Genomic DNA, 24,025 nt, shown 5'->3' with positions numbered 1-24,025 from the left:
CCGCAAAAGCGCTAACCGCAGTAGCGCGCCCGCAGATTGCCGCGTTGAGGCGCTTGAAAATCAGGGCCAACAGCGCGACTGCCCTCTCGCACTGGCACTTTGGCCCGAGGGAAATCAGGACGGAACGCCTGGCAAATGCGCTGATCCGTGATCCGCGCCTCCGTGCCACGGCCGCGCAAGTCCACGATATGACCCGACTTGATACCAAGCCCGCGCGTCTCAAACTCAAGGGGGTGCCGCAGCTCGAAAACCTCGGTATCAGCCCCTTGCCCAAACAGCGCCTCTTCGCCCTGCCAGTGTTTGCCACTGACGAATCGCAACCGGTAAACCCCCGGTGGCACCAGTACGCGAAAGAATGCGCCGCCCCGGATATAGGCGGCCAAGGCCTCTTCGCCGGTCTTCACATCAAGCAAGGTCAGGACATGATCACGCCCCGGCAAGGTCTTGACCTGAAGCGGGAAAACGGCAGGCAGGCCAGTCTTGTTCCACATTAGCCCAGCGGGAGGCGATGCCACATCAGCGGCGCGCGCATCCGTTGCCACGCCCCCAACGCAGAGCATCAGAGCCACTATGATCGGCAATGCCCGCATCACAGCTTGCGCAAATAGGCCCACGACACATGCCCCCGCAGCCCCCGCGCCCGGTCGAGCGAGACTTCGCACCAGCGCGTGCCTCCCGTCTGCTGACAGCTATGCACCCGCAGAACGGTACCATTGGGCAGACCCACGATCACGTCATAGCCGGTGCCGGGCCCCGCCCGCATCTTGAGCATGTCATCGTCCGCAACCCCATGGACCTCGTAGCGCCCAAGCGAGGCAGCTTCTGCCGGTGACGTCCCCAGAAGCGCTCCGGCAAATAGGCTTGCCAATCCAACGATAAGAGCCCTGCGCATAGCATCCTCCGGCCTGTTGATGGTTGCAGTTGTACCCGTTTGCCCCCCGAAACGAAATAGTCGCGCGCACCCTATCGCGGGCTTTCCCTAAAGCATTTCACCGCCGTCAATCACAAGCGCCAGCCCCGTGACAAAGCTGGAGCGGTCCGAAGCCAGATAGACGATCCCGTGTGCGATTTCCTCGACGCTGGCCCAACGGCCCATGGGAATCGACCCGGCGACGTAGGATTCCAAAGCCGCGCGCCCGCCCATCTGTGTCTCAAACCCGGCATTGAACGGAGTATCGACAAAGCCGGGGCATAATGCGTTGAACCTGATGTTCTCAGCCGCGTAATCCACAGCCATCTGTTTCACCATCGCCACGGCGGCATGTTTGGTCGTGGCATAGGACACCATACCCCGGTCATACTGGCATCCCGAGTTAGACGCGGTTACGATCACCGATCCGCCTCCCTGCGCGCGCATTGGGACAATCACCGCCCGCGCCAACACGAAATGCGCCCTCACGTTCAGTGCCCATGCCGCATCCATCTGCGCAGGCGTCACATCCTCGGCGCGTCCTGGGATCTGGATGCCCGCGTGGCTGTGCAGAATGTCGATCCGGCCCCAATCCGCAACCACCTTCTCGACCATCGCGGCGCAGGCTGCATCCTCTGTCACGTCCAGCGCAAAGGCCGCCCCCCGTCCGCCTGCCGCCTCGATCTGCGTCAATGTCTCCTGCGCCAGGCCGCCATCCAGATCGGTGACAATGACCACCGCCCCCTCACGGGCCATCGCAATCGCCCCCGCCCGGCCAATTCCTGACCCTGCCGCCGTCACCAGCGCGATTCGATCCTTGAGCATGCCATTCTCCTGCATAAGGTCAGCGACCGGCCTTCGCCGCGCCGGGCCGCAACAGCACCTGTGCGATGATCAAGAGCGTCAGGGACGCGATCATGACCATGGTGCCAATCGCATTGATTTCGGGTGTTACGCCCCGGCGGATCGACGAGAAAATGTAAATCGGCAGGGTCGTCTCGGACCCGGCGACAAAGAACGCCATGATGAAATCATCAAAGCTGAAGGTGAAGGCCAAGAGAAACCCCGCCAGAATGGCCGGCGCAATCTGCGGCAGCGTCACTTGCAAAAAGGTCGCGACCGGACCAGCCCCCAGATCGCTTGAGGCTTCGATTTGCGCACGATCAAAGCTCTCCAGCCGCCCACGCACCAGCAGGACCACCAGCGACATGGTGAACATGCCATGCAACCCAATGAGCGATCCCATGCCCAAGGACAGCCTGCGGCCACTCATCGCCTCAAGCCACGGATTGACGAGGTCGAACACAGTGACCAACGCGATCAGTGCAGCAATGCCGATCACGATACCGGGGATCATCACCGCGACCTGTACCAGCGTGTCGAAAAACACCCGCAACCGCCCCCGCATGCCCGTCAGCGCCAGCGCCGCCATAGTACCTGCCACCATCGCCAGAACAGCCGACAGAAACGCCACCTTGACCGAGGTCCAAAGCGCTTCCATCACAAAGGGATTGCTGAGCGCACGGCCATACCATTCGGTCGAGAACCCCTGCATCGAACTCGCCGATCGCCCGGCCGAAAAGGAGAATAGCGCGATGATCCCGATGGGCAGGTAGAGAAACGCAAAGACGGCAATGGCATAGGCTCTCATGACATCCTCACATCAGCCCGACATCGTCGCGGCCCGCACCAAGGCGGCGAACCGCACGGCTATAGAGGGCCACAACGATCAACATGATCACGATCAGCGCCACGGCCACCGCAGATCCGAACGCCCAGTTGCGCGACTGCAGAAAGAGATCAACCAGCGCATTGCCGACAAAGAATACCTTGCCGCCACCCAGAATGGCGGGGATCAGAAACTCGCCGGTAAGCAGGATAAAGACCAGCATCGACCCTGTCAGAACACCCGGCATCGACAAAGGCAGCGTGATTTGCAGAAAACTGCGCCAAGGCGGCGTGCCTAGGTCCGCCGCCGCCTCGAGCAGGCTGCGATCCAGCTTTTCCAGCGCCACATAGATCGGAAAGACCATCAATGGCAGGTATCCGTAAACGATCCCTACCAGCACCGCAAAAGGCGTGTTGATGAGGCGAATGTCACCCAGACCCAGCGCCTCCAGCAGCGCCGGAATGCCATTGCCACCAAGCAGGTAAATCCACGCATAGGACCGGATCAGGATCGAGGTCCAGAATGGAACGATCACGAGAATGAGCAGCGTTGTCTTCCAACGCGCCGTGACCTTCAACGCCAGGTAATAGGCCAGCGGATAGGCAATGAGCAGCGCCGCCAACGTGCCCATGGGGGCCAATGTCAGCGTGTTGCGAAAGGCGGCGAACCGGGCCGGCAGGTTCGCATATTGTTCAAAGGTGAACCCCGGCGCATAGCCGCCAATCGGGTTCCGCTCACCAAAGGAAAAGACGAGGACGACAGCCAGAGGGAACAAGAGCAGCACGGCATACCAGATGCCCGCTGGCATCAGCAGCAGCGCACGCGCCCGTGTTCTTGTCATGGCCATCGCCCTCATTCCCCGGTCAGGCCGATTTGAACCGGGCCATCAACTCGGCGCGGTTGGGATCGGTCAGCGTAACTGCGGCACCGAATTCCAGCGCATTGAGCGCCTCTGCTGCCGGGTAGAGAATCGGATCGTTCAGCAGGTCTTCGGGCAAGAGCGCATTGGTGCGCGCATCCGCCACCGGATAGCCATGCGCCAGCGCCTCCCGCGCGTTGACCTCGGGGGCGAGAAGATAGTTGATCAGCGCATAGGCCGCCTCGCGGTGCGGTGCGCCGACCGGAATGGCATAGTAATCCGACCAGATTTCGCCCCCCTCCTTGCCCAGGGCAAAGGCGATTTCAGGCAGATCGGTGTTGAGCTGCTTGCCATCCCCCGTCCAGCACATCGTAAGCCAAGCATCGCCATTGCGCATTGCAGGCTGATAGTCCGAGGAAATCGCAAAGAGGTGCGGCTTGACCTCGATCAGCAGCTTTTCGGCCTCGGCCAATTCCGCCGGATCGACCGAATTGAAGCTGTAGCCGAAATAGGCCAGCGCGTTGCCGATGGTGGTCAACTGATAGTCATGCACCATGACGCGCCCATCGAACTGATCCTTGGCCCCGTCGAAAAAGGTCTTCCAGCTGTCGACCACGCCGCCGGTCTTGGCGGTGTTCGAGGCAATCCCCGTGGTGCCCCAGTTCTTCGGCACGGCATAGACCTTGCCGTCAATCGTGCCCGCATCTGCAAAGCGCGCATCAAACGCGGCGGGATCATAATTGGGCAGTTTCGAGAGATCCAAAGGCTCGATCAGGCCGGCCTCCACATAGGTCGAAATCGCATAGTTGGTCGGTACGAACACATCCCAACCCGAGCCGCCCGCCTGAATCTTGGCCAGCATTTCCTCATTCGAGCCAAACACATTCACCTGAGAGAAAACGCCGGTCTCGGTGGCAAAAAGGTCAAAGTTTGCCGCGTCGTGGTAATTGGGCCAGGTCGCCAAAACCACCCGGTCGCCTAGATCCTGCGCCATGGCGCGCCCCGGCATGAGACCGGGCAAGGCTGCCCCCAGAACCGCCATCGCGGTGCCAAGGCCCGTGGTGCCCAAGAACTGCCGCCGGCTGATCGAGCCCTTTTCGTAGCGGCGCAGTTCCTCAATGAATTTCTTGCGCGAAATCGTCGTGTTATCCTGTGTCATCGTCTCGTTTCCCTTGTTGAACTTGGTGCAGTTGTCATCCGTCACTCTTCGGCAGCCAGAACCAATCCGGTGCCCGCCGTCCAGAGGATATGGACCTCTTCGCCCACCCTCTGCCCGCCCAAGGCTCTTTCGGCCTGTCGCGGAACATTGACCTGAAGCGGGCCGATGCCATCGACCTGCACCAGATATTCGGTATGATCGCCCAGAAAGGTGCGGTGGGTGATCCGTGCCCGCAGCATCGCATCCTCGCCCGCTGCCTCCCCCGGCACGGCAAGTCGCAAGGTCTCGGGACGCACCGCGACATCGACATGACGGCGCGTATCCGTCTCCGTTTCGGGCACCAGCACCTGTGCGCCCCCCGCCAACGCGATCCGCGCCAGCCCCGCCTGCCGCGACAGAACCTCTCCGCTCAGGATATTCGCCTTGCCCACGAAATCCGCCACATAGCGATTGCGGGGCCGATCATACAGATCCTGCGGCGTGCCCACCTGCACGATCCGACCCGCGCCCATGATGCAGATACGATCCGACATCGACAGCGCCTCTTCCTGATCATGCGTGACCAGAACAAAGGTGATGCCAAGGCTGCGTTGCAGATCGAGCAGTTCGCGCTGCATTTCGCCGCGCAGCTTGGCATCGAGTGCCGCCATCGGCTCATCCAGTAACAAGAGCTTGGGTTCGTTGATGATCGCGCGCGCCAGCGCCACGCGCTGCTGTTGCCCGCCCGACAATTGCCATGTCCGCCGCGCGCCAAACGCCTCAAGCCGCACCTTGGCCAAGGCGGCCTCGACCCGCGCCGCAATTTCCAATTTCGCCAGTTTGGGACGCACCTGCCGCAACCCATAGCCAATGTTCTGCGCCACGGTCATATGCGGAAAGAGCGCGTAGTGCTGAAACACCATGTTCACCGGACGCGCATATGCCGGCACGCGGCTGACATCCTGACCGTCGAGCCGCACCGTGCCGTCGCTCGGGTTCTCGAACCCGGCCAGCATCCGCAGCGCCGTGGTCTTGCCACAGCCAGAGGGACCTAGAAACGACAGAAACTCACCGCGCCGAATGCGCAGGTTGATCCGGTCCGCCGCCAGTACCGCGCCAAATCGCTTGGTAGCCCCGACAAACTCGGCGACGCAATCCGCCTCAGCAGGGTGGCCCTGTGCGTTTTGCGTTCCCTGTTCCCGGCTCGCGCCCATCCTGATCCCCGCCTCGGCATTCGCATCCAGCATGCCGGTCCTCTCGTGTTGCCGCGCCTCTGCGCCTATGCCATATATTCTTAAAACGGTAAGAAAATCGCAGACGGTTGTATATATCATAAAGAGCATAGATGACGACAAAAATGCAGATGACAGATTGGTTCGAAACCAGTGCGCGCGCGGTCTCTGCGCTTGGCACAGCCGATCTTGCCCCAGCGCTCACCACGGCGCTACGCAGCATCGTGCCCTATGAATTCACCGTGATCTTTGCCTATTACCACGACCACAAACCGCTTGATTTGTATGATGATTTTCCCGCCGCCAAGCGCAAGGTGATGGTCGATGACTATCAGGAAGGGCCCTATCTTCTTGATCCCTTCTATCTTAATGCGGCCTCCCCCACGACACCGCGTCTGGCACGGCTGCGCGATCTGGCCCCCGATCGTTTCTACCAGGCGGAATATTTTCGCAATTATTACATCCAGACCGGACTTGCCGAAGAAATAGGCTTTATCGTCGAGATTGGCGACGGGGTCAGCGTGGTGATTTCCGCCATGCGTGAACACAAGGTCTTTTCGGCCCGCGAGTTCCGCGATCTTGAAGCGGCTTTTCCCTTTGTCGCTGCCATCGCCCAGAAACAATGGGGCGGGCTGATCTCCCAATTCTCGGCGCGTCCCCAAACCGACGGCCCCCGCCTGCCGCAACTGATCGAGGACGCGTTTCAAAGCCTTGGGCGCAACCTCCTGACCCCGCGCGAAGCAGAGGTGGTAGAGTATGTGCTCAAGGGTCATTCCGCCGATGCCACTGGCCGCGCCTTGGGCATTTCACCGGGAACCGTGCGCATCCACCGCCGCAATATCTACGCGAAACTGCGTGTGAGTTCGCAAGGAGAGCTGTTTTCCAGCTTTATTGCCGCCTTGTCCGAGCTTGCCTGAACACGAGGTGCAGCGCCGCACGAATTGGACTGGCATACGCCCCCAGAGTGGCGCTTGTTCCCAACCGCTTTATCAGCAACGTGAACTGCAAGGCCAACGGGAGACAGACATGCGGATTGCGCGGCTAGAGACATTTTGCAACGAATTTGTGGGTTTCGTGCGCGTGACCACGGATAGCGGCGACCAAGGTTGGGGACAGGTATCGACCTATAACGCCGATATCACCTGCACGATCTTTCACCGCCAGATTGCGCCGCACGCGCTTGGGACGGATGCGCTCGATTTTGCGGATACCCTCAATCTCATTTACGAGCGGGAGTTGAAATACCCCGGCAGTTATCTGCGTCGCGCCATGACCGGGCTTGATACCGCGCTCTGGGACATGCGCGGCAAGCTCGAGGGCAAGCCAGTCGCGACCCTCTTGGGCGGCACGCCGGGTCGGGTGCGCGCCTATGCCAGTTCGATGCGCCGCGACATCACCCACGAGGAGGAGGCCGCCCGCTTTTGCCGCCTGCGCGACGACAAAGGCTTCACCGCCTTCAAATGGCGCGTCGGTGCCGAGGCCGGGCGCGACCACGACGAATGGCCGGGCCGCACCGAGGCGGTGGTGCCCACCGTGTCGCGCGCCCTTGGCGATGGCATAGACAAGCTGGTGGATGGCAATTCCTGCTATTCTCCTGCCCGCGCGATCGAGGTGGGCAAACTACTGCAGGATAATGGCATCGGCCATTTCGAGGAGCCCTGCCCCTATTGGGAGTATGACCAGACTGCCGCCGTGCGCGCAGCACTCTTGCTCGACGTTGCAGGGGGCGAACAGGATTGCGAATATTCCAGCTGGCAATTGATGCTGGATCGCGGTGCCGTCGATATCGTGCAGCCCGATGTAATGTATATGGGCGGGATGCACCGCACCCTGCATGTCTGCCAGATGGCCGCGCGCGCGGGCCTGCCCGTGACCCCGCATGCCGCCAATCTGTCGCTGGTGACGATGTGCACGATGCACCTCTTGCGCGCCATTCCAAATGCCGGGAAATACCTCGAATTCTCGATCGAGGGGCCAGACTATTACCCGTGGCAAGAGGGGCTGTTTCTGGGCGATCCCTACCGGATTGACGATGGTCACGCCACCGTCACAGATGCCCCCGGCTGGGGTGTCGAAATATCTCCGGCATGGCTTGAGGCCGCAACTTATCAGGTCTCCGAGAAATAGACGCATCTGTAGAACGCCAAGGTCAACGGGCCTGCTCTCTGGCCCATGTCGCGCCAATTGGCTTGCTCGCCTTAACGGTTCATGTAGTCTTTCCAGACCAATTGCGTCGGAGTTGCGCATGAAACAGGCTGCCGGGGCGCTTTTATCCGCGATCCATCTTGACCGCTCATCGCGCAAGGGCATGAGCGTGCAACTTTACATGGCCTTGCGCGACATCATCCTGTCGGGCGGTTTGCGAGCCGGGGACAGGCTGCCGGCGACGCGCACGCTGGCGCGCGAAACAGGTGTATCGCGCACCACGGTGATCGACGCTATCGACCGGTTGGTGGCAGAGGGCATGCTCGTGTCGCAAGTGGGCTCTGGCACCTTTGTAAGCGACACACTGGAACATCAGCATCCCGCCCCTGTTACCACCACGCCCCCGAATACCACGACGCAAGATCCGCGCGTATCCTATGCCATCAGCCATGCCGAAAAGAACTATGCCCAACGCACTTGGCTGCCCCATGAGGCGCGCGCCTTTGTGACGGCCTTGCCTGCACTCGACGCCTTTCCACTGGCGCATTGGTCGCGGCTCTCGGCGCGGCATCTGCGCGGCGCGCGCGGGGCGGTGATGGGGTATGGCCAACCCAAGGGATACGAACCCCTGCGGCGCGCAATCACCACGCATCTGAGCGTGCTCAAGGGCATTCAGTGCCACCATGAACAGATTTTCATCACCTCTGGCGCGCAGCACGCCTTTGCCTTGATCGGGCGGCTGTTGCTCAATCCCGGCGATCGGGTCTGGATGGAAAACCCCGGCGCCTCGGGCGCGCGCAATGCGCTCTTGTCTGAAGGGGCGGAACTGGTCCCGGTGGACGTGGATCAGGAGGGTTTGATCGTGGCCGATGGGTTGGCCAAGGCACCGCATTTCCGCATGGCCTTTGTCACCCCGTCACACCAACAGCCCTTGGGGCATGTGATGTCGCTAGGGCGGCGATTCGAGCTGTTGCAGGCGGCGGACGTGGCGCAGGCGGTGATCGTCGAGGATGATTACGACGGAGAATTCTACTATGGCAATGCGCCCCAACCGGCGCTGCGCAGCACGGATACGTCGGGGCGGGTCATCTATGTCGGCACCTTCTCGAAATCGCTCTTTCCGTCGCTTCGGCTGGGCTTTGTCCTCGTGCCCGAACGCATGACCGAAGCTTTTGATCGCATGTTCCGTTTCTGGGCCAGCGGACCGCCCACCGCGACCCAGGCGACCGTTGCCGATTTCATGGACGAGGGCCATTTTGCCACCCATATCCGGCTGATGCGGCGGCTCTACAAGGCGCGCTACGAGGCGTTGATGGAGGAAAGCCGCATTCTTCCCGACTGTATCGCGCTTCAGGAAACTGCCAGTGGGTTTCACACTCCGGCCTATCTGGCGCCGGGAATTGACGCGCAAACAGTCGTAGCGCAGGCGGCAGAGCGTGGCGTCGTTCTGGCACCGCTCTCGAAATACTGTCTTAGCCCGATCGAGCGATCTGGGTTGGTCTTTGGATTTGGCAGCGCAGCCCCCGAGGACATCCGGCGCGGGATGGAAATCCTGCGCTCCCTGCCTGCCCTACGCTGAAATTGGTCTGATTGTTTTGTCAAATTGGATATGAAAGAAAGTCCAATCCTGCCCTAGCGTTAACCCTTGCATCTGTGGGGTGCCACATTGGCTTGCCCTGCAAACGGAGTAACGCGATGGACGGCAGCAGACCTGAAACAACTCGGCACCATCCCTATTGGCACGATCAGGTCGGCCCGATGCCCGTCCTGCCTGTTGATCCGCCGCGCGACGCCGATGTGCTGATCGTGGGGTCGGGCTATACCGGCCTGAGTGCGGCCATCGCCACGGCACGCGGGGGGCGCAAAACGGTTGTGATCGACGCAGAGGCTGCTGGCTTTGGGTGCAGCACGCGCAATGGCGGCCAGATAAGCACCAGCGTGAAGCCGTCGCTTGAAAAACTGACCGCCAAATTCGGCGCACAAAAGGCGCGGGCCATTCGCGGCGAAGGCGAGCAGGCACTGAAATGGATTGGCGAGTTTATCGAGGCCGAGGGGATCGACTGTGATTTCCGGCGCGTTGGGCGCTTTCATGCGGCCCATACCCCCGCCCATTATGAAACACTGGTGCGCGACGCCGACCAAATGCGCAAGGGCGAAGGCATCGAGAGCTTTGCCGTACCCCGCGCCGAACAGCATCGCGAGATGGGCACGGATTTCTATCATGGCGGGGTGGTCTTTACCAAACACTGTTCCTTGCATCCTGCCAAGTATCATCGCGGGCTCTTGATGGCGGCCCTCAACGCCGGTGTCGAGGTCGTGGCGCATTGCCCCGTGGACCGGATCGAGAACACAGGGTCCGGTTTTCGCGTGCAGACCGCCAAGGGCGAGGTCCGGGCACGCGACGTGATCGTGGCCACGAATGGCTATACCGGGGCACTCACCCCTTGGCTGCAACGCCGTGTGATACCCATTGGCAGCTATATCATCGCCACCGAAGAATTGCCCGAGACATTGATGGACGAGTTGTTTCCGACCGACCGGATCGCCAGCGACACCTGCAAGGTGCTCTATTACTACCGCGCCTCGCCAGACCGGCGGCGCGTGCTCTTTGGCGGTCGCGTCTCGGCGGCGGAAACCGACACATCGGTCAGTGCGCCGCTTCTTTTCAAGAGCATGACTCGCATTTTTCCGCAGTTGAAAGACTGCGCAATTTCCCATTCCTGGCACGGCACGGTTGCCTATAGTTTCGACGAATTGGCGCATACCGGCGTTCACGACGGGGTGCATTACGCCATGGGTTATTGCGGTTCTGGCGTGTCGATGGCGGGTTATCTCGGCATGCGCGCCGGTCAAAAGGTGCTGGGCCTCGCCGAAGGCAAGACCGCCTTTGACGACGTGCCGCATCCGACCCGGCCGCTTTATACGGGCAAGCCGTGGTTTCTACCTGCAACAGTCGCGTGGTATCGCTGGATGGACAACAGACAGACACGGCGGGCCATGATCGCAAACCCATCCTGACCTTGAATTTTCGCTGAAACATGCCGAGCCAGCGAAACATAACAACAATCGGCACGCACCGCCATTTTGCGGCATTCCAACAGGAGAAAGACAAGATGAGAAAGACATTTTTACTCACCGCCGCTGCCACGCTGCTTGCCAGTGCGGCCGTTGCCCAAGCCACGGAAATCACCATCGCATCCTGGGGCGGGTCCTATCAGGACGCTCAAAGCAAAGCCTTGTTTGAACCCGCCTCTGCGGCGACCGGCGTTACGGTCAAGCAGGATACCTATGGCGGGATGGCCGATGTACGCCTGCAGGTCTCGACCGGGCAGGTGACATTCGACATCGTGGCGAGCGGATCGGGTTCCGCGGCGCGCGCGGGTGCGGAGGGGCTGCTGGAGCCACTCGATTACAACGTCATTGACGTGTCCAATTTCTATCCAAACCTTTATTCCGAGTATTGCGTCGGGGGCGATGTGTTCTCGACAGTCTATGCGTGGAACACCGACACCTATGGCGAGAACGGCCCGCAAAGCTGGGCAGATTTCTTTGACACCGAGAAGTTTCCCGGCTCGCGCGCCTATCGCGGCTCTGTTGCAGGCGCGCTCGAACCGGCGCTTATGGCCGATGGTGTCCCGATGGATCAGGTCTACGAGGTGCTGAGTTCGGAAGAAGGAATTGAACGCGCGCTTAACAAAATCCGCGAGTTGCGGCCCAATATCTCGGTCTTCTGGTCCTCTGGCGCGCAGCATGCCCAGTTGATGAAAGACGGCGAAGTGGACATGACCACCGGCTGGAATGGACGCTTTGACAACGCTGCGGCGGACGGCGCCAAGGTGGATTACAGCTTCAATCAGGCTTTGCTCGACTACGACTGTTTTGCAGTTCCAAAGGGCGCGCCGAACAAGGATGCCGCGATGCAGTTCCTGGCCGAAATCTCGAAACCCGAGTATCAAGACGACCTGCCCAAATACATCACCTACGGTCCGACCAACAAAGCCGCCTATGACACCGGCGAGATCAGCGCAGAGGTCGCAGCCAACCTGCCCTCTTCGCCCGAAAATGCAGCCATGCAACTGCCCATCTCGCTGGAATGGTATGCTAAGTGGGAAACTGTCGCCGCCGAGATGTATCAGGAAATGCTGACCGAATAACCAGCAGAGCCACACAAGAACAGACGGGCGCTGCGGCGCCCGTCTGTGCCAATGGACCATTCAGAGGACAGCATTTTGACCAACATCGCCACAGAAGCGCTGCCGATTTCGGTGCAGAACATCACCAAGACCTACGGGGCGGTGCGTGCGCTCGACGATGTGTCGCTCGAGGTCAAGAGCGGAGAGTTTCTGACACTTCTGGGACCGTCGGGATCTGGCAAGACCACGCTCTTGATGGTGCTTGCGGGTTTTACCCGGCCGGACTGCGGCAGCCTCAGATTCGGCGACCGCGAAGTCATCCGCACCCCGCCGCATCTGCGCGATGTCGGCATGACCTTTCAGAGCTATGCTCTGTTTCCCCATATGACCGTGGCGGGCAATGTGGGCTATCCGCTGCGCCTGCGCAAACGCCCCAAGGCCGAGATTGCGGAACGGGTCGAGCGGGCGCTGGAAACGGTGCAGCTTGGCGGCTACGGCCCCCGGCGTGTCGATCAGCTTTCGGGTGGGCAAAAGCAGCGCGTCGCCGTGGCGCGCGCCATTGTCTTTGAGCCCCGCATCCTGTTGATGGATGAGCCCCTGTCAGCGCTCGACAAAAAGCTGCGCGACCAGATGCAGATCGAGTTGCGGCATCTGCACGAGCAGCTGGGCATGACCACCGTCTATGTCACTCATGACCAGCGCGAGGCGCTGACCATGTCTGACCGGATCGCCGTGGTGAACCATGGACGCATCATGCAACTGTCGACGCCACGTGATCTTTATGAACGCCCAGCAAATCGTTTCGTGGCTGACTTTATCGGAGACTCTACATTCCTGCCCGTCAGTAGAACTGGCAACACTGTGACGTTCGGAAGCGTCCCACTTATCCACACGGGTGAATTACCCAACGTGCCAGACCTTCAACTGATGATCCGACCGGAACGCGTCGTGCTTTCTCCAAATGGACCGCGTGAGGGGGCCAACAATTTTGCCGCCACCGCAACGGATGTGGTCTATCAAGGCGACAGCTATTTGCTGCACGCGCGGCTGGACACAGGCGAAATGGTGGCCTTGCGCGGCGCGGTGCGGGGCAGCAATGCAACCTCCCTGCCTCGTTTGGGCGACCGCGTGACCCTCACGCTTGCCCCCGAAGACACCGTGCTGATCGACGGAAGCCAGGCATGAGCACGCAGGCAGCACCAAGTAATGCCGCCGGGCTACGCCGCGACGAGCGGCTGGAGCGGCTGGCGCTCTTTGGCCTGAGTTCCCCGGCAATCCTGCTTATTCTCGTGGTGCTGGTCATTCCCGTGGGCTGGTTGTTCTATGTCTCGTTCATCGGGGCAAACGGACAATTCTCACTTGAGAATTACGAGCGGATGATCAGCCGACGGTCCTATCTGCGCATTTTCGTCACCACTTTTCAGGTTAGCCTGTTGACCACCGGGCTGTGCATCCTGATCGGCTATCCCTTTGCCTATTTCATGTCGCAACTGCCCAGTCGCCTGGCAAATCTGTGCCTCATCACCGTGCTCTTGCCGTTCTGGACATCGCTGCTGGTGCGCACCTACGCATGGCTGGTGCTGTTGCAGAAGCAGGGGCTAATCAACAAATGGGCGATTTCGCTTGGCCTCTGGGACGAGCCGCTCAAGATCGTTCACAATATGACCGGTACCTTGATCGGCATGGTCCATATCATGCTGCCGTTTCTCATCCTGCCGGTTTACGGCGCGATGAAGGCGATTGACCGCGATTACCTCAAGGCTGCGGCCAATCTCGGGGCAAGCCCGCGCATGGCGTTCTGGACCGTGTTCTTTCCGCTGACCACACCGGGGCTCTTTGCCGGGGCGCTGATGGTGTTCATCCTCTGCCTTGGCTTCTTTGTCACACCGGCGGTGCTGGGCGGGGGCAAGGTGATCATGGTATCGATGCAGATCGTGTCGAACATCGAGCTTTTCGTGAACTGGGGCGCGGCCAGTGCCTTGGGCGTGGTGTTGCTTGTGCTGACCGTGGCAATCCTCTGGATCGCCTCGCGGTTTCTCAACCTCGACCGGATGACCGGAGGTGGGCATTGATGCGCGACTGGCTCGATTCCCCGGCGACCGACACGCAAGTCACCCATGGTCAGCGTCTGTGGCTCTATATCTTTGCGGTGATCGTCATGATCTTGTTGGTGACACCGACGCTGATCGTGATTCCGATGTCCTTTTCGGACAGTCAGTATCTGGAGTTTCCCCCCGAGGTCTGGTCAACGCGCTGGTATGATAATTTCTTTGGCTCCAGCGAATGGATGCAGGCGGCGCGGACCTCTTTTCAGACGGCCTTTTTGACCATGCTCGTGGCCACACCGATTGGTGTGCTGGCGGCCTACGGGCTGCATAGTTCACGGTTTGCCTTTGTCAGACTCGCGTTTGTCCTGATGATCACGCCGATGATGGTGCCGCTGGTACTGGTGGCGATTGGCGCGTTCTACGCTTATGTGAAACTCAACATCCTTTACACCGTAACCGGATTGGTTCTGGCCCATACCGTGCTTGCCCTGCCTCTGGTGGTGATTGTCACCGGTTCTGCGCTCAAGGGCTATGACATGAGCCAAGAACAGGCCGCACGCAGTCTGGGCGCCCCGCGCTGGAAGGCGTTTCTGACCGTCACCCTGCCACAGATCCGCTTTGCGGTTGTGACCAGTGCTCTCTTGGCCTTTCTCACCTCTTTTGACGAGGTTGTGGTGGCGATGTTCATCTCTGGCGGCGACAACCCGACATTGACGCGCAACATGTTCAACGCGCTGCGCGATCAGATCGACCCGACCATTGCGGCCATTTCGACAATCATGATCCTTGTGACAACCGTGATGATTGTGCTGGCGCAGGTATTCGGCCAAGACAAGAAACACTGACACTCGCGCGCCCCCACAACCGAGGCGTCACCTTGCGATACCGACAGAACCTTTGGAGACCCAAATGATCGACCTCAAGACTTATCAGAGCCTCGCCACTCAGCCGATTGGCGCCTTCGCCCCAAAACCGACCAGCCTCACACCGGGGCAGGAGGAAGCTTCGGCGCTACTCTGGGCCTCTGCCGATGGGCATACGAAGATTGGCGTTTGGGAGTGCACGCCGGGGCATTTCACCGCCGATCGCACGGCGATGGGCGAATATTGCCATATCATCTCTGGCCGCGCCTCGGTCACGAATGCCGATGGGCAGGGCACGCGCGACATAGGTCCCGGTGACCTTTTGGTCCTGCCCCAAGGATGGACCGGAGAATGGGTAATCCACGAGCATATGCGCAAGCTCTATATCCTCAGCACATCCCCCGCCACTTGAAGCGTAGCTGGTTGAGGGCCCGGTTGGGCCCGGACGCGACGGCCGGGCCTAACTCTTTGATTATCTACCTCACCAGGAATTATACCCCAGAAACTTGCCAGACATCTCGACCTTGACGCGGTCGCCCTTGGGGTTGGCCACGCGGGTGATCTTCATGTCGAAATCAATCGCCGACATGATGCCATCGCCAAACTCTTCCTGAATCAGCGCCTTCATCGTGGGGCCGTAAACGCCGACGATTTCATAGAGGCGATAGATGCAGGGATCTGTCGGCACCGCTTGTTCCCAAATCTTGGTGGGATATTCCTCCAGCACCGAAACCGCCTCCTCCGGCAGATCGAGCAGCGCGACAATCGCCTCGGCCTTGACCTTGGGCATCGCGTTCATGCCCATGCAGGCCGAGTGGGTCCAGACGGGCGACATGCCGATGGCTTCAGCAATCTCCTCCCATTTCATCCCGGTCCGTTTCTTTGCGATCAGGATCAGGGTGGTCACATCCTCCTTGGTCATCAATGCGGGCATGTGCAGATTGTCTTTCATGGTGTCCTCCATTCCTTTGGTCTCGGGTGAAAATCGCTGTCACAGGTTCACGGCGCGTAGCCGGCGGGCCTCGCCGGTTTCGTCTTCGGGCGCGGTGCGGTCGATCCGCACGGTTTCGGGGGTCTGGGCCGCCCCATCGGACGCCCGTCCAGCCAACTCCTTGGACCGCTTGCCAAGGAACTGCACCAGATGGTTGCGGATCGGGTAGTAGTTGGCATGTTCGACGATCTCGGTCCGGTTGCGCGGGCGCGGGATCGTGATCTCGATTGACTCGGCCACACGGGCAAACGGGCCATTGGTCATGAGCAGAATACGATCCGCCAGCAGGATCGCCTCGTCGATGTCATGGGTAATCATGAACACCGTCTGCCCGGTGCCGCCCCAGATCTTGAGCAATTCGTCCTGAATCGTGCCCCGCGTCAGTGCGTCCAGCGCGCCAAACGGTTCATCCAGAAGCAAGAGCTTGGGATGATTGGCAAAGGCGCGGGCAATCGACACCCGTTGCCGCATGCCGCCCGACAATTGACTGGGCTTGCGGTGGATCACGTCCCCCTCCAGCCCCACCATCGCCAGATATTCGCGGGAATGATCCAGCACCTTGGCCTTGGACCAGTCAGGATGCCGCGCGGCCACCCCAAAGCTCACGTTCTTCAGCGTGCTGAGCCAAGGCAGAAGGGAATAGTTCTGAAACACCACGCCTCGGTCCAGGCTTGGCCCTGAGACTTCGAACCCGTCCATCTTGACCACACCGCTGGTCGGCTCTGCCAACCCTGCGAGAATGTTCATGATGGTGGATTTCCCACAGCCCGAATGCCCCAAGATGCAGACGAATTCGCCCTTCTCCACCCCGAATGTGGCGTTCTCGAACACGGTCATCGTGCCGCCTTGACCATCCGGGTAACACTGGGTCAGGTTCTCGATCGAAAGAAACGGTTTGCTCATCTCACGGCTCCTTATTCCGCATAGGCCACGGCACGCTGGAGCGTGGCAAAGGCCGCATCCAGCATCATGCCGACAATGCCGATCATCAGGATCGAAAAGATGACCGAGGTCAGGTCGAGGTTGTTCCACTCGTTCCAGACGTAATACCCAATACCCGTCCCCCCCACGAGCATCTCGGCGGCGACGATGACCAGCCACGCGATGCCGATGGAGATACGCATGCCGGTCACGATGGTCGGTGCCGCCGCAGGCAAGATCACTGTAAAGGCAGTCTTGAAATGCCCCAGTTCATGCGTCCGTGCCACATTCACCCAATCCTGCCGCACACCTGCCACGCCAAACGCCGTATTGATCAGCATCGGCCAGATCGAACAGATGAAGATCACGAAGATCGCGCTCGCCTCGCTGTCTTGGATGATGAACAGCGCAAGCGGCATCCACGCGAGCGGCGAAATCGGGCGCAACACTTGTATGAACGGGTTGAGCGCCTTGTAAGCGACCGGCGACATGCCAATCAGAAACCCGAGCGGTATCGCCACCACCGCCGCCATCAGGTATCCCGACAGCACCCGGTAGATCGAATAGCCGATCTGAATTCCAATGCCCTTGTCATTGGGTCCGGCATCGTAGAACGGATTGCTCAGCTCTTCCCACGCCTTGGCCAATACCTGTGACGGGGGCGGGACACCTGCCTTTTGCGCCCCCCCGCCGGTCAACCGCTCATATTCCGTCAACTCGCCCACGGCTTTTTGCGCCGGAATCGACAACTCCCAGATCAGAAGCCCGACAACGAGCATCACCACAGACAACAGCAAGGCACGTTGGTTCAGCGACAGAGTGGACATCGCTCAGCCCTTCCCGATGGCAAAGCTTTTGACATAGGCCTCGGGCTCTGCCGGATCGAATATCTTGCCCATGATGGTGTGCGATTTGTAGGTGATGTCGGGCGCATCATAGCCCAGATCGTTCATCACCTTCTTGGCATCGGCAGCTAGATAGACCTGTTCGGCCACAGCCTTGTAATCAATGTCATTCTCGATATAGCCCCAGCGCTTCATCTGGGTCAGGATCCAAACGCCCATCGAATGCCAGGGGAAGGGATCGAAATCGATGCGGTTCGGCACCTGCTGCACCGCGCCCAGACCATCGGCATAGGTGCCGGTCAGCACCTGCTGGATCACCTCGACCGGTTGGTTGAGGTAATTCGTGGGGGCAATGGCCTCGGAGATTTCCACACGGTTGTCAGGGTTTGATGCATATTGCGTGGCGTCGATGATCGCCTTGAGCAGCGCGCCATAGGTATTGGGCATGTCCGTTGCAAAACTGAGCGGCGCAGCAAAGGCGCAGCAGGGGTGCCCCTCCCATATCTCCTTGGTCAGGATATGGATAAAGCCGATCCCCTCCCAAACCGCGCGCTGATTGAACGGGTCCGGCGAGAGATAGCCATCTAGATTGCCCGCGCGCAGGTTTGCCACCATCTCGGGCGGCGGCACCACGCGGATCTGAATATCCACATCGGGATCAAGCCCGTGTTCGGCCACGTAATACCGCAGCAGGAAGTTGTGCATCGAATATTCAAACGGCACCCCAAAGGTGAAACCCTTCCACTGCTTGGGGTCGCGCTTGTCCAGATGCTCGTTCGACAGCACGATGGCCTGTCCATTGATGTTCTCGACGGCGGGCATGATATACGGAACGGCGGTCGAGCCTGCGCCAAGCGTCATGGCCAGCGGCATCGGCGTCAGCATGTGGCTCGCGTCATATTCCCCCGAGAGCGACTTGTCGCGCGCCACGGCCCAACCCGCGGTCTTGATGACGCTGGCGTTCAAACCGTAGCGTTCATAGAACCCCATCGGTTGCGCCATGATGATCGGCGTGGCGCAGGTGATCGGCACAAACCCGATGTTGAGATCTGTCTTTTCCGGCGTGCCGAGATTGTCCAAAATGGCGGCCTTGGCCGCATCGAGCGGAAAGACCGACGCCAGCGCCGCCGCAACCGTGCCACCGCCCATCATCCCCATGAACGACCGCCGCCCGATGTCACTGTGACCGAACACCGACCGCACAACGGCGCTCTCGACCGCGCGCTCCAGCATCGCCTCAGGGGACATGATCGGCGCGGCAGAGGAATGCGATACGCTCTTGCAGGTTTCACACCCGCACGACGCCCCGTGGCGCAGATCATTCTTTTCCGAAAATGGGTCGCCAAGGCTCTTCATGGTCATGTCGTGTCCTTTCGCTCAGATGCCGTTTGACCCATGATCCGACGAAGTGACCCAACACAAAAGGGGTGCGCCTATTTTTTAAGCACGCTATATTTGTGTTTAATTATAATACACTAATATCAATTACCCATGACGACTCATTACGGCATTTCGTAATTTACGAGATTTCGTATTGCGATGCCGCGCTGCGGCGGTGTTTGTTAATGCCATGCGTGAAATATCGACAACCCCCGATTCCCTGCTTGATGCGCTGGCCGAGGCGGCGCTGGTGATCGACCTTGTCGCCGACCGGATCGTCGCGGCCAATCCTCGCGCCCGCAAGCTGCTGGATCTGGATCCCGCCCCCGGTACGACCTTTTCGCCACTGGTCGGGGCCAGCCTGCCCAGCTTTATAGTGCTGGTGGATGAAATCGCCCATCGGGGCGAGGCCTGGAGCCGCGACATCACCCTCGCCACGACCAAAGGCATGGCCCTGCGTGTCGAAATTCGGGGCAGATTGGTCAATGATGCACCCTCGCTTCTGGCCCTGACCCTCCTCGATCTCGAGGAAATGGAGCGGCACGACCGCATCGCGCAGGCCGCCGAACTGCACCGCTCGGGTCTGCTCGAATGGCGGCGCGCGCAGGAGTTCTTTTCCGAACTTGAGCGTCAGAACCAGTTGATCCTGAATGCCGCCGGCGAAGGGATCTACGGCGTCAATGCCGATGGCAAGACCACCTTTCTCAACCGCGCCGCGCAGGAAATGCTGGGATGGACCGCCGAAGACCTTTTGGGCCACGACATTCACTCCGTGATCCACCACCACCATCTCAACGGCGATGTGTATCACGCCCATGATTGCCCGATCTATCAGTCCTTCCGCTTTGAAGAGGTCAACCGCATCGAGGACGAGGTGTTCTGGCGCAAGGATGGAAAACCGATCCGCGTCGAATATGTCTCGACCCCGATCTACGATCAGAATGTCCTCGCCGGGGCCGTCGTGATCTTTCGCGACATCACCGAGCGCAAGGAAAATGAACGCAAGCTGCGCGAGGCGATGGCAGAGGTTGCCGCCCTTCGCGACCGGCTGGAACAGGAAAACGCCTATCTGCAAGAGGCGATCACGACCGAACGCGCGCATCACAACATCATCGGCGCGTCGCCTGCGGTGCGTCAGACCGTGCAACGGATTGACCTTGTGGCGCGCACGGATGCCACCGTGTTCATCAGCGGCGAGACCGGGACCGGCAAATCGCTCGTCGCCACCGCCATTCACAAGGCCAGCCCCCGCGCGCGCCGCCCCCTCATCCACTTCAAATGCGGCTCAGTCGCCCCCGAAGAAGTGGAGGCCGAGTTATGGGGGCAGGTGCGCGGTGCCCCCAACGGCGCCACGCGCGACAAACCCGGCAAGCTGGAACTCGCGCATAGCGGCACGCTGTTCCTCGATGATGTCGAAGAACTGCCCTTCGAGATACAGGGCAAACTCTTGGCCGCGTTGCAAAACAGTACTGTGACTCGCCTGGGCGATACCCGAGAAAAGCCGCTCGATATCCGTGTGATCGCCGCGACCACGCTGTCGGACAAGAAGGCGCGCCGCTCTCATCGCATCCGCGAGGACCTGTATTTGTTTCTCAATGTCTTTCCCATCACCTGCCAGCCGCTCCGCGATCGGCAAGAGGATATTCCCCTTCTGGCGGCCCATCTGCTCAAGATCGCCTGCCGGAGGCTCAACCGCCCGGAACCGGTCTTGACCGAAGGGGTGGTGCAGCAATTGCAATCCTACGACTGGCCCGGCAATGTGCGCGAGCTTCACAACGTGATGGAGCGCGCCGCGATTGTGTCTCAGGATCGCAAGCTGGTGGTCGAACTGGGCGGGCTCGGGCCGCAGGCCGAAACAGGCCGCTCGTTTCGCACCGAGGCGCAGATGCAGGACCTCATTCGCACAAACCTGATCGCTGCCCTGCGCGAAACGCGCGGTCGCATTGCTGGCCCCTCCGGGGCGGCCGCCCTGCTCGGCGTCAAACCCACAACGCTCTATTCCCGCATCGGCAGCCTGAATATAGTCGAGGCGGACTGGACCTAAGCGCGCAGATCGAAACGCATCAGGACAAAGCGTTCGCTCTCGAAGGCTTAACGACCGCCAGACGACATTTGCATCACAAGGTTGAAGGACGGGTTCATATGCGGTTGACCTCTTTGGCCCTCTGCCAGCAACCATTGAAACAGCCGATAAGTAGGCCTGAGCACCAGATTGAACGAGCGTCGCTTCCTGTGACCTGCGCTTCGCAAATCTGCAAATGGAAAGGCCCACCCGGGCGCATGATCATTCCAATTAAAAGGCGTCATGACCATGCCCGACACGATCGCAGCCCTCGTGCCCTCACTGGCGGACGTAGCGCCGTGACGGCACCATTTTCGTGGGGCGTGACGCCCTCCCGCGCCTGCACCGACGCAAGACCCCGGATATACCCGCAGGCTGGAGCATGACAGTCCCGGGCGTATAAAGGCCCGATTGGTAATGCGCCGGCCCGATGCACCGCGCCCCTGCATTAGACCGAACGACCCCCAAGCTGAAATTGGGGAGTGCGCCACTCAGTCAGCGTTTTTTGGAAGGCGCGCGGTCCGGCCGCACCTGGCGGGCGATGGCAATCAGCCCTTCGACATAATCCATCCCCGCATCCTCGACCCGGAGCCCCAAGGTGATACTCTTGTGCAGGCCGCTTGCGCCAATGGGCCGCGCCGTGATGGGCAGGGTTTTTGCCTCTGCATGGATCAGCCAATCCGGCAGCACGGCCACACCACGTCTTGCAGCAACCAGTTGCAGGATCAGATCGATGGATTCGATGCCGGTATGCCGTCTCGGGCGGCACCCCGCAGGAATCAGGAACCGGGTGAAGATATCAAGACGATCCGGACCGATGGGCACGGTAAACAACTCTTGATCGTTCAGATCCGCCGGGCTGATATGCGGCCGCGCCGCTAGCGGATGATCGTTCGGCATTGCCAGCAACAGCGCGTAATCAAACACCGGCGTAAACCGCAAATCGTCCCGCACCACAGGATCAGGCGTCACCAGAACATCGATTTCATGGGCATGAAGCGCCGCCACCCCGTCAAAGCGAAAGGCCGCGCGTATCTCGAGATCCACATCCGGCCACGCGGCAAGGTAGGGGCGCGTCACCTGCATCAGCCATTTTTCGCAGGGATGACATTCCATCCCGATGCGCAGTGCGCCGCGCCGCCCGCGCGCCATGTCCCGCAACACGCGCTCGGCATGTTCCAGCTCGGGCACCATCCGCTCGGCCAAGGCAAGCAAATAGGCCCCCGCCTGAGTCAGTTGCAATCCACGCCCCTTGCGCCGCCAGATTTTGACGCCGTGGTAATCCTCCAGCTTGGCCATCGCGTGGCTCACTGCCGACTGCGACAGGCTCAGCGCCTCTGCCGCTGCGGTGACACCACCAGAGCGCACCACTTGGCGGACAATGGTCAGGTGCTGTCGGTCAAGCCTCATGCACAACTTTCATAATTAAATGAGAAATAGCCATTTTTGTTCATGTAATTGCACCCCTATGGTGCGGTCAACACTGTATCGGAGACCGTCCATGAGCCTAGATGCCGCCCCCTGCCCATTTGACCGTGTAATCGACCGCAGCGCATCCAATTCGATGAAGTGGCGCGCGCAGGAACGGCTACTGACCCCAGAGCAAGCCGTCGCCGATCCATTGCCGATGTGGATCGCGGACATGGATTTTCGCGCGCCGCAACCGGTGATCGACGCGCTGATCGAGGCCTCACAGGAGGGCGTCTTCGGCTATCCCAACGGTGCCACCAAAAGTTATGTTCGGGCCGTCACAGACTGGCAAGCGCGTCGCTTTGGCTGGGAGGTGGCCCCAGAATGGGTCGTGCAGACATCGGGTATCATTACGGCGATCAAAACCATCCTGCAGGGCTTCACCAGCCCCGGCGACAGCGTTTTGATCCAACCGCCGGTCTATGCGCATTTCCGCGACGATGTTCTGTTGAATGGCCGCTGCCCGGTAGCGGCCCCGCTGACCCGCACCGAAACCGGCTATCGCTTTGATGCCGCGGTGTTCGAGGCCGCAATCAGGCCCAACACGCGGCTCTTCATCCTGTCAAATCCGCATAATCCCACCGGCAATGTCTGGTCGGCCGAGGATTTGACCACGATGGGCGAAATCTGCGCCCGGCACGACATCTTGGTCGTGGCAGACGAGATCCATCAGGACCTGATCCTGAACCCGGCCCTGCGCCACATACCCTTTGCCAGCCTGTCCGAAGCGTTCGCGCAGAACGCAATCACTTGCACCGCGCCGTCCAAAACCTTCAACGTACCGGGGCTGCAAAGCGCAAATGTCTTCATTCCAAATCGGGCGATCCGCGACCAGTTCAAGCGCCAGTATGACCGCAATATGTTTGCTCTGGTAAATGTGATGGGTATGGTCGCCGCCGAGGCCGCCTATGCCCATGGTGAGCCGTGGCTGGAGGCGCTGCTCGCGTATCTGCGCGCGAACCACGCCCAGTTCGCCGCCGAAATCAACAGCAAGACCAATCTCCAGGTGCTGCCGACGCAGGCACTCTATCTGGCTTGGATGGACTGCCGGGCTCTTGGCCTTGAAGCTGAGGCATTGAACGACTTCATGTTGACCCGCGCCCGCCTCTGGTTCGACAAGGGGCAAAAATTCGGGACCGAAGGCCATGGCTACATGCGCGTCAATCTGGGCTGCCCACGCGCCACGGTGAATGAGGCGATAGCCCGGCTGTTGGCAGCCTTGCCAAAATGATCCGGTGCGAAAGCTCGGCGGGCTTAGATGTTTACCTTACAGGGAACCCGACGCTTGAACTACGGTCACCGCATGGACACGCGGTACCCCCCACCGGGACAAAGCTCGGTCTTGGTGATCGTTCTTCT

23 protein-coding genes are annotated in these 24,025 nt (G+C 60.3%); 11 read left to right on the top strand and 12 right to left on the bottom strand.

The window, feature by feature from the left end; genetic code table 11:
• Positions 1-11: 11 nt before the first annotated feature.
• The 7 genes from ROSMUC_RS11785 to ROSMUC_RS11755 form a co-directional block, all read right to left on the bottom strand.
• Positions 12-590, bottom strand: a complete 579-nt coding sequence (locus tag ROSMUC_RS11785; RefSeq protein ID WP_037273259.1) for a hypothetical protein — start codon at positions 588-590, stop codon at positions 12-14.
• A complete protein-coding gene (locus ROSMUC_RS11780) occupies positions 590-892 on the bottom strand; it encodes an SH3 domain-containing protein (RefSeq protein ID WP_037273258.1) in 303 nt (100 codons plus the stop codon). Before ROSMUC_RS11780 ends, ROSMUC_RS11785 begins: the two co-directional genes overlap by 1 nt.
• 87 nt (positions 893-979) lie before the next feature.
• Positions 980-1,750 carry an SDR family NAD(P)-dependent oxidoreductase gene (locus tag ROSMUC_RS11775; protein ID WP_037273256.1) on the bottom strand — a complete coding sequence of 257 codons (771 nt, stop codon included), beginning with the start codon at positions 1,748-1,750 and terminating at the stop codon, positions 980-982.
• Between the two features lie 4 nt (positions 1,751-1,754).
• Positions 1,755-2,561 carry an ABC transporter permease gene (locus ROSMUC_RS11770; protein ID WP_037273255.1) on the bottom strand — a complete coding sequence of 269 codons (807 nt, stop codon included), beginning with the start codon at positions 2,559-2,561 and terminating at the stop codon, positions 1,755-1,757.
• A gap of 7 nt (positions 2,562-2,568) precedes the next feature.
• A complete protein-coding gene (locus ROSMUC_RS11765) occupies positions 2,569-3,426 on the bottom strand; it encodes an ABC transporter permease (protein ID WP_102105944.1) in 858 nt (285 codons plus the stop codon).
• Positions 3,427-3,442: 16 nt separating this feature from the next.
• The gene (locus ROSMUC_RS11760) at positions 3,443-4,597 is read right to left on the bottom strand and encodes an ABC transporter substrate-binding protein (RefSeq protein WP_052115357.1); all 1,155 of its coding nucleotides are present in this window, start codon (positions 4,595-4,597) and stop codon (positions 3,443-3,445) included.
• A gap of 41 nt (positions 4,598-4,638) precedes the next feature.
• A complete protein-coding gene (locus tag ROSMUC_RS11755; RefSeq protein WP_037274030.1) occupies positions 4,639-5,823 on the bottom strand; it encodes an ABC transporter ATP-binding protein in 1,185 nt (394 codons plus the stop codon).
• A gap of 98 nt (positions 5,824-5,921) precedes the next feature.
• Between ROSMUC_RS11755 and ROSMUC_RS11750 the strand changes: the two genes are divergently transcribed.
• The 9 genes from ROSMUC_RS11750 to ROSMUC_RS11710 all read left to right on the top strand — a co-directional run bounded on the left by ROSMUC_RS11750 (position 5,922) and on the right by ROSMUC_RS11710 (position 15,409).
• A complete protein-coding gene (locus tag ROSMUC_RS11750; protein WP_102105943.1) occupies positions 5,922-6,725 on the top strand; it encodes a helix-turn-helix transcriptional regulator in 804 nt (267 codons plus the stop codon).
• 109 nt (positions 6,726-6,834) lie between these two features.
• The gene (locus ROSMUC_RS11745) at positions 6,835-7,935 is read left to right on the top strand and encodes a mandelate racemase/muconate lactonizing enzyme family protein (RefSeq protein WP_037273251.1); all 1,101 of its coding nucleotides are present in this window, start codon (positions 6,835-6,837) and stop codon (positions 7,933-7,935) included.
• 118 nt (positions 7,936-8,053) lie between these two features.
• The gene (gene pdxR / locus ROSMUC_RS11740; protein WP_037273249.1) at positions 8,054-9,532 is read left to right on the top strand and encodes a MocR-like pyridoxine biosynthesis transcription factor PdxR; all 1,479 of its coding nucleotides are present in this window, start codon (positions 8,054-8,056) and stop codon (positions 9,530-9,532) included.
• Between the two features lie 179 nt (positions 9,533-9,711).
• Complete coding sequence (locus ROSMUC_RS11735) at positions 9,712-10,971, top strand: NAD(P)/FAD-dependent oxidoreductase (RefSeq protein WP_037273246.1); 1,260 nt, start codon at positions 9,712-9,714, stop codon at positions 10,969-10,971.
• 95 nt (positions 10,972-11,066) lie between these two features.
• Positions 11,067-12,107, top strand: coding sequence for a polyamine ABC transporter substrate-binding protein (locus tag ROSMUC_RS11730; protein WP_037274024.1), 1,041 nt, complete (start codon positions 11,067-11,069; stop codon positions 12,105-12,107).
• A 51-nt stretch (positions 12,108-12,158) separates the two neighbouring features.
• Positions 12,159-13,271 (top strand): ABC transporter ATP-binding protein, encoded by a 1,113-nt coding sequence (locus tag ROSMUC_RS11725; RefSeq protein ID WP_052115332.1) that lies wholly within the window; start codon positions 12,159-12,161, stop codon positions 13,269-13,271.
• Positions 13,268-14,158, top strand: coding sequence for an ABC transporter permease (locus tag ROSMUC_RS11720; protein ID WP_037273245.1), 891 nt, complete (start codon positions 13,268-13,270; stop codon positions 14,156-14,158). Before ROSMUC_RS11725 ends, ROSMUC_RS11720 begins: the two co-directional genes overlap by 4 nt.
• Positions 14,158-14,979, top strand: coding sequence for an ABC transporter permease (locus tag ROSMUC_RS11715; RefSeq protein ID WP_037273244.1), 822 nt, complete (start codon positions 14,158-14,160; stop codon positions 14,977-14,979). The genes ROSMUC_RS11720 and ROSMUC_RS11715 overlap by 1 nt, the downstream gene beginning before the upstream one ends.
• Before the next feature lie 64 nt (positions 14,980-15,043).
• Positions 15,044-15,409 carry a cupin domain-containing protein gene (locus ROSMUC_RS11710; protein WP_037273241.1) on the top strand — a complete coding sequence of 122 codons (366 nt, stop codon included), beginning with the start codon at positions 15,044-15,046 and terminating at the stop codon, positions 15,407-15,409.
• A 69-nt stretch (positions 15,410-15,478) separates the two neighbouring features.
• Here the strand turns inward: ROSMUC_RS11710 and cynS are convergent, their stop codons facing one another.
• The 4 genes from cynS to ROSMUC_RS11690 are packed head-to-tail and all read right to left on the bottom strand — an operon-like array spanning position 15,479 to position 19,116.
• Positions 15,479-15,949 (bottom strand): cyanase, encoded by a 471-nt coding sequence (cynS, locus tag ROSMUC_RS11705; RefSeq protein WP_483255947.1) that lies wholly within the window; start codon positions 15,947-15,949, stop codon positions 15,479-15,481.
• 39 nt (positions 15,950-15,988) lie between these two features.
• Positions 15,989-16,891, bottom strand: coding sequence for an ABC transporter ATP-binding protein (locus ROSMUC_RS11700; RefSeq protein ID WP_037273239.1), 903 nt, complete (start codon positions 16,889-16,891; stop codon positions 15,989-15,991).
• 11 nt (positions 16,892-16,902) lie between these two features.
• Positions 16,903-17,736, bottom strand: a complete 834-nt coding sequence (ntrB, locus tag ROSMUC_RS11695; RefSeq protein WP_037273237.1) for a nitrate ABC transporter permease — start codon at positions 17,734-17,736, stop codon at positions 16,903-16,905.
• A 3-nt stretch (positions 17,737-17,739) separates the two neighbouring features.
• Positions 17,740-19,116, bottom strand: coding sequence for a CmpA/NrtA family ABC transporter substrate-binding protein (locus tag ROSMUC_RS11690; protein ID WP_037273235.1), 1,377 nt, complete (start codon positions 19,114-19,116; stop codon positions 17,740-17,742).
• A gap of 208 nt (positions 19,117-19,324) precedes the next feature.
• Between ROSMUC_RS11690 and ROSMUC_RS11685 the strand changes: the two genes are divergently transcribed.
• Positions 19,325-21,178 carry a sigma-54 interaction domain-containing protein gene (locus ROSMUC_RS11685; protein WP_037273234.1) on the top strand — a complete coding sequence of 618 codons (1,854 nt, stop codon included), beginning with the start codon at positions 19,325-19,327 and terminating at the stop codon, positions 21,176-21,178.
• 513 nt (positions 21,179-21,691) lie between these two features.
• Here ROSMUC_RS11685 and ROSMUC_RS11680 read toward each other — a convergent pair.
• A complete protein-coding gene (locus ROSMUC_RS11680; RefSeq protein ID WP_037273233.1) occupies positions 21,692-22,606 on the bottom strand; it encodes a LysR family transcriptional regulator in 915 nt (304 codons plus the stop codon).
• A gap of 91 nt (positions 22,607-22,697) precedes the next feature.
• Between ROSMUC_RS11680 and ROSMUC_RS11675 the strand changes: the two genes are divergently transcribed.
• Entirely contained in the window at positions 22,698-23,897 is a 1,200-nt protein-coding gene (locus tag ROSMUC_RS11675; RefSeq protein WP_037273231.1) for a MalY/PatB family protein, read from the top strand.
• The last annotated feature ends 128 nt before the right edge of the window (positions 23,898-24,025 follow it).

It is taken from the genome of Roseovarius mucosus DSM 17069 (genome assembly GCF_000768555.3).
Taxonomy (GTDB): Bacteria; Pseudomonadota; Alphaproteobacteria; order Rhodobacterales; family Rhodobacteraceae; genus Roseovarius; species Roseovarius mucosus.
This window is presented reverse-complemented; position numbering and strand designations above follow the sequence as displayed.

What these genes read in the sequence shown, in the direction of transcription:
- ntrB (WP_037273237.1), bottom strand. Translation starts at nt 17,736, where the DNA reads ATGTCCACTCTGTCGCTGAACCAACGTGCCTTGCTGTTGTCTGTGGTG.
- ROSMUC_RS11765 (WP_102105944.1), bottom strand. Translation starts at nt 3,426, where the DNA reads ATGGCCATGACAAGAACACGGGCGCGTGCGCTGCTGCTGATGCCAGCG.
- ROSMUC_RS11690 (WP_037273235.1), bottom strand. Translation starts at nt 19,116, where the DNA reads ATGACCATGAAGAGCCTTGGCGACCCATTTTCGGAAAAGAATGATCTG.
- ROSMUC_RS11720 (WP_037273245.1), top strand. Translation starts at nt 13,268, where the DNA reads ATGAGCACGCAGGCAGCACCAAGTAATGCCGCCGGGCTACGCCGCGAC.
- ROSMUC_RS11735 (WP_037273246.1), top strand. Translation starts at nt 9,712, where the DNA reads ATGCCCGTCCTGCCTGTTGATCCGCCGCGCGACGCCGATGTGCTGATC.
- ROSMUC_RS11680 (WP_037273233.1), bottom strand. Translation starts at nt 22,606, where the DNA reads ATGAGGCTTGACCGACAGCACCTGACCATTGTCCGCCAAGTGGTGCGC.
- cynS (WP_483255947.1), bottom strand. Translation starts at nt 15,949, where the DNA reads ATGAAAGACAATCTGCACATGCCCGCATTGATGACCAAGGAGGATGTG.
- ROSMUC_RS11725 (WP_052115332.1), top strand. Translation starts at nt 12,159, where the DNA reads ATGGACCATTCAGAGGACAGCATTTTGACCAACATCGCCACAGAAGCG.
- ROSMUC_RS11675 (WP_037273231.1), top strand. Translation starts at nt 22,698, where the DNA reads ATGAGCCTAGATGCCGCCCCCTGCCCATTTGACCGTGTAATCGACCGC.
- ROSMUC_RS11770 (WP_037273255.1), bottom strand. Translation starts at nt 2,561, where the DNA reads ATGAGAGCCTATGCCATTGCCGTCTTTGCGTTTCTCTACCTGCCCATC.
- ROSMUC_RS11685 (WP_037273234.1), top strand. Translation starts at nt 19,325, where the DNA reads ATGCGTGAAATATCGACAACCCCCGATTCCCTGCTTGATGCGCTGGCC.
- ROSMUC_RS11745 (WP_037273251.1), top strand. Translation starts at nt 6,835, where the DNA reads ATGCGGATTGCGCGGCTAGAGACATTTTGCAACGAATTTGTGGGTTTC.
- pdxR (WP_037273249.1), top strand. Translation starts at nt 8,054, where the DNA reads ATGAAACAGGCTGCCGGGGCGCTTTTATCCGCGATCCATCTTGACCGC.
- ROSMUC_RS11710 (WP_037273241.1), top strand. Translation starts at nt 15,044, where the DNA reads ATGATCGACCTCAAGACTTATCAGAGCCTCGCCACTCAGCCGATTGGC.
- ROSMUC_RS11755 (WP_037274030.1), bottom strand. Translation starts at nt 5,823, where the DNA reads ATGCTGGATGCGAATGCCGAGGCGGGGATCAGGATGGGCGCGAGCCGG.
- ROSMUC_RS11780 (WP_037273258.1), bottom strand. Translation starts at nt 892, where the DNA reads ATGCGCAGGGCTCTTATCGTTGGATTGGCAAGCCTATTTGCCGGAGCG.
- ROSMUC_RS11715 (WP_037273244.1), top strand. Translation starts at nt 14,158, where the DNA reads ATGCGCGACTGGCTCGATTCCCCGGCGACCGACACGCAAGTCACCCAT.
- ROSMUC_RS11750 (WP_102105943.1), top strand. Translation starts at nt 5,922, where the DNA reads ATGACGACAAAAATGCAGATGACAGATTGGTTCGAAACCAGTGCGCGC.
- ROSMUC_RS11760 (WP_052115357.1), bottom strand. Translation starts at nt 4,597, where the DNA reads ATGACACAGGATAACACGACGATTTCGCGCAAGAAATTCATTGAGGAA.
- ROSMUC_RS11700 (WP_037273239.1), bottom strand. Translation starts at nt 16,891, where the DNA reads ATGAGCAAACCGTTTCTTTCGATCGAGAACCTGACCCAGTGTTACCCG.
- ROSMUC_RS11730 (WP_037274024.1), top strand. Translation starts at nt 11,067, where the DNA reads ATGAGAAAGACATTTTTACTCACCGCCGCTGCCACGCTGCTTGCCAGT.
- ROSMUC_RS11775 (WP_037273256.1), bottom strand. Translation starts at nt 1,750, where the DNA reads ATGCAGGAGAATGGCATGCTCAAGGATCGAATCGCGCTGGTGACGGCG.
- ROSMUC_RS11785 (WP_037273259.1), bottom strand. Translation starts at nt 590, where the DNA reads ATGCGGGCATTGCCGATCATAGTGGCTCTGATGCTCTGCGTTGGGGGC.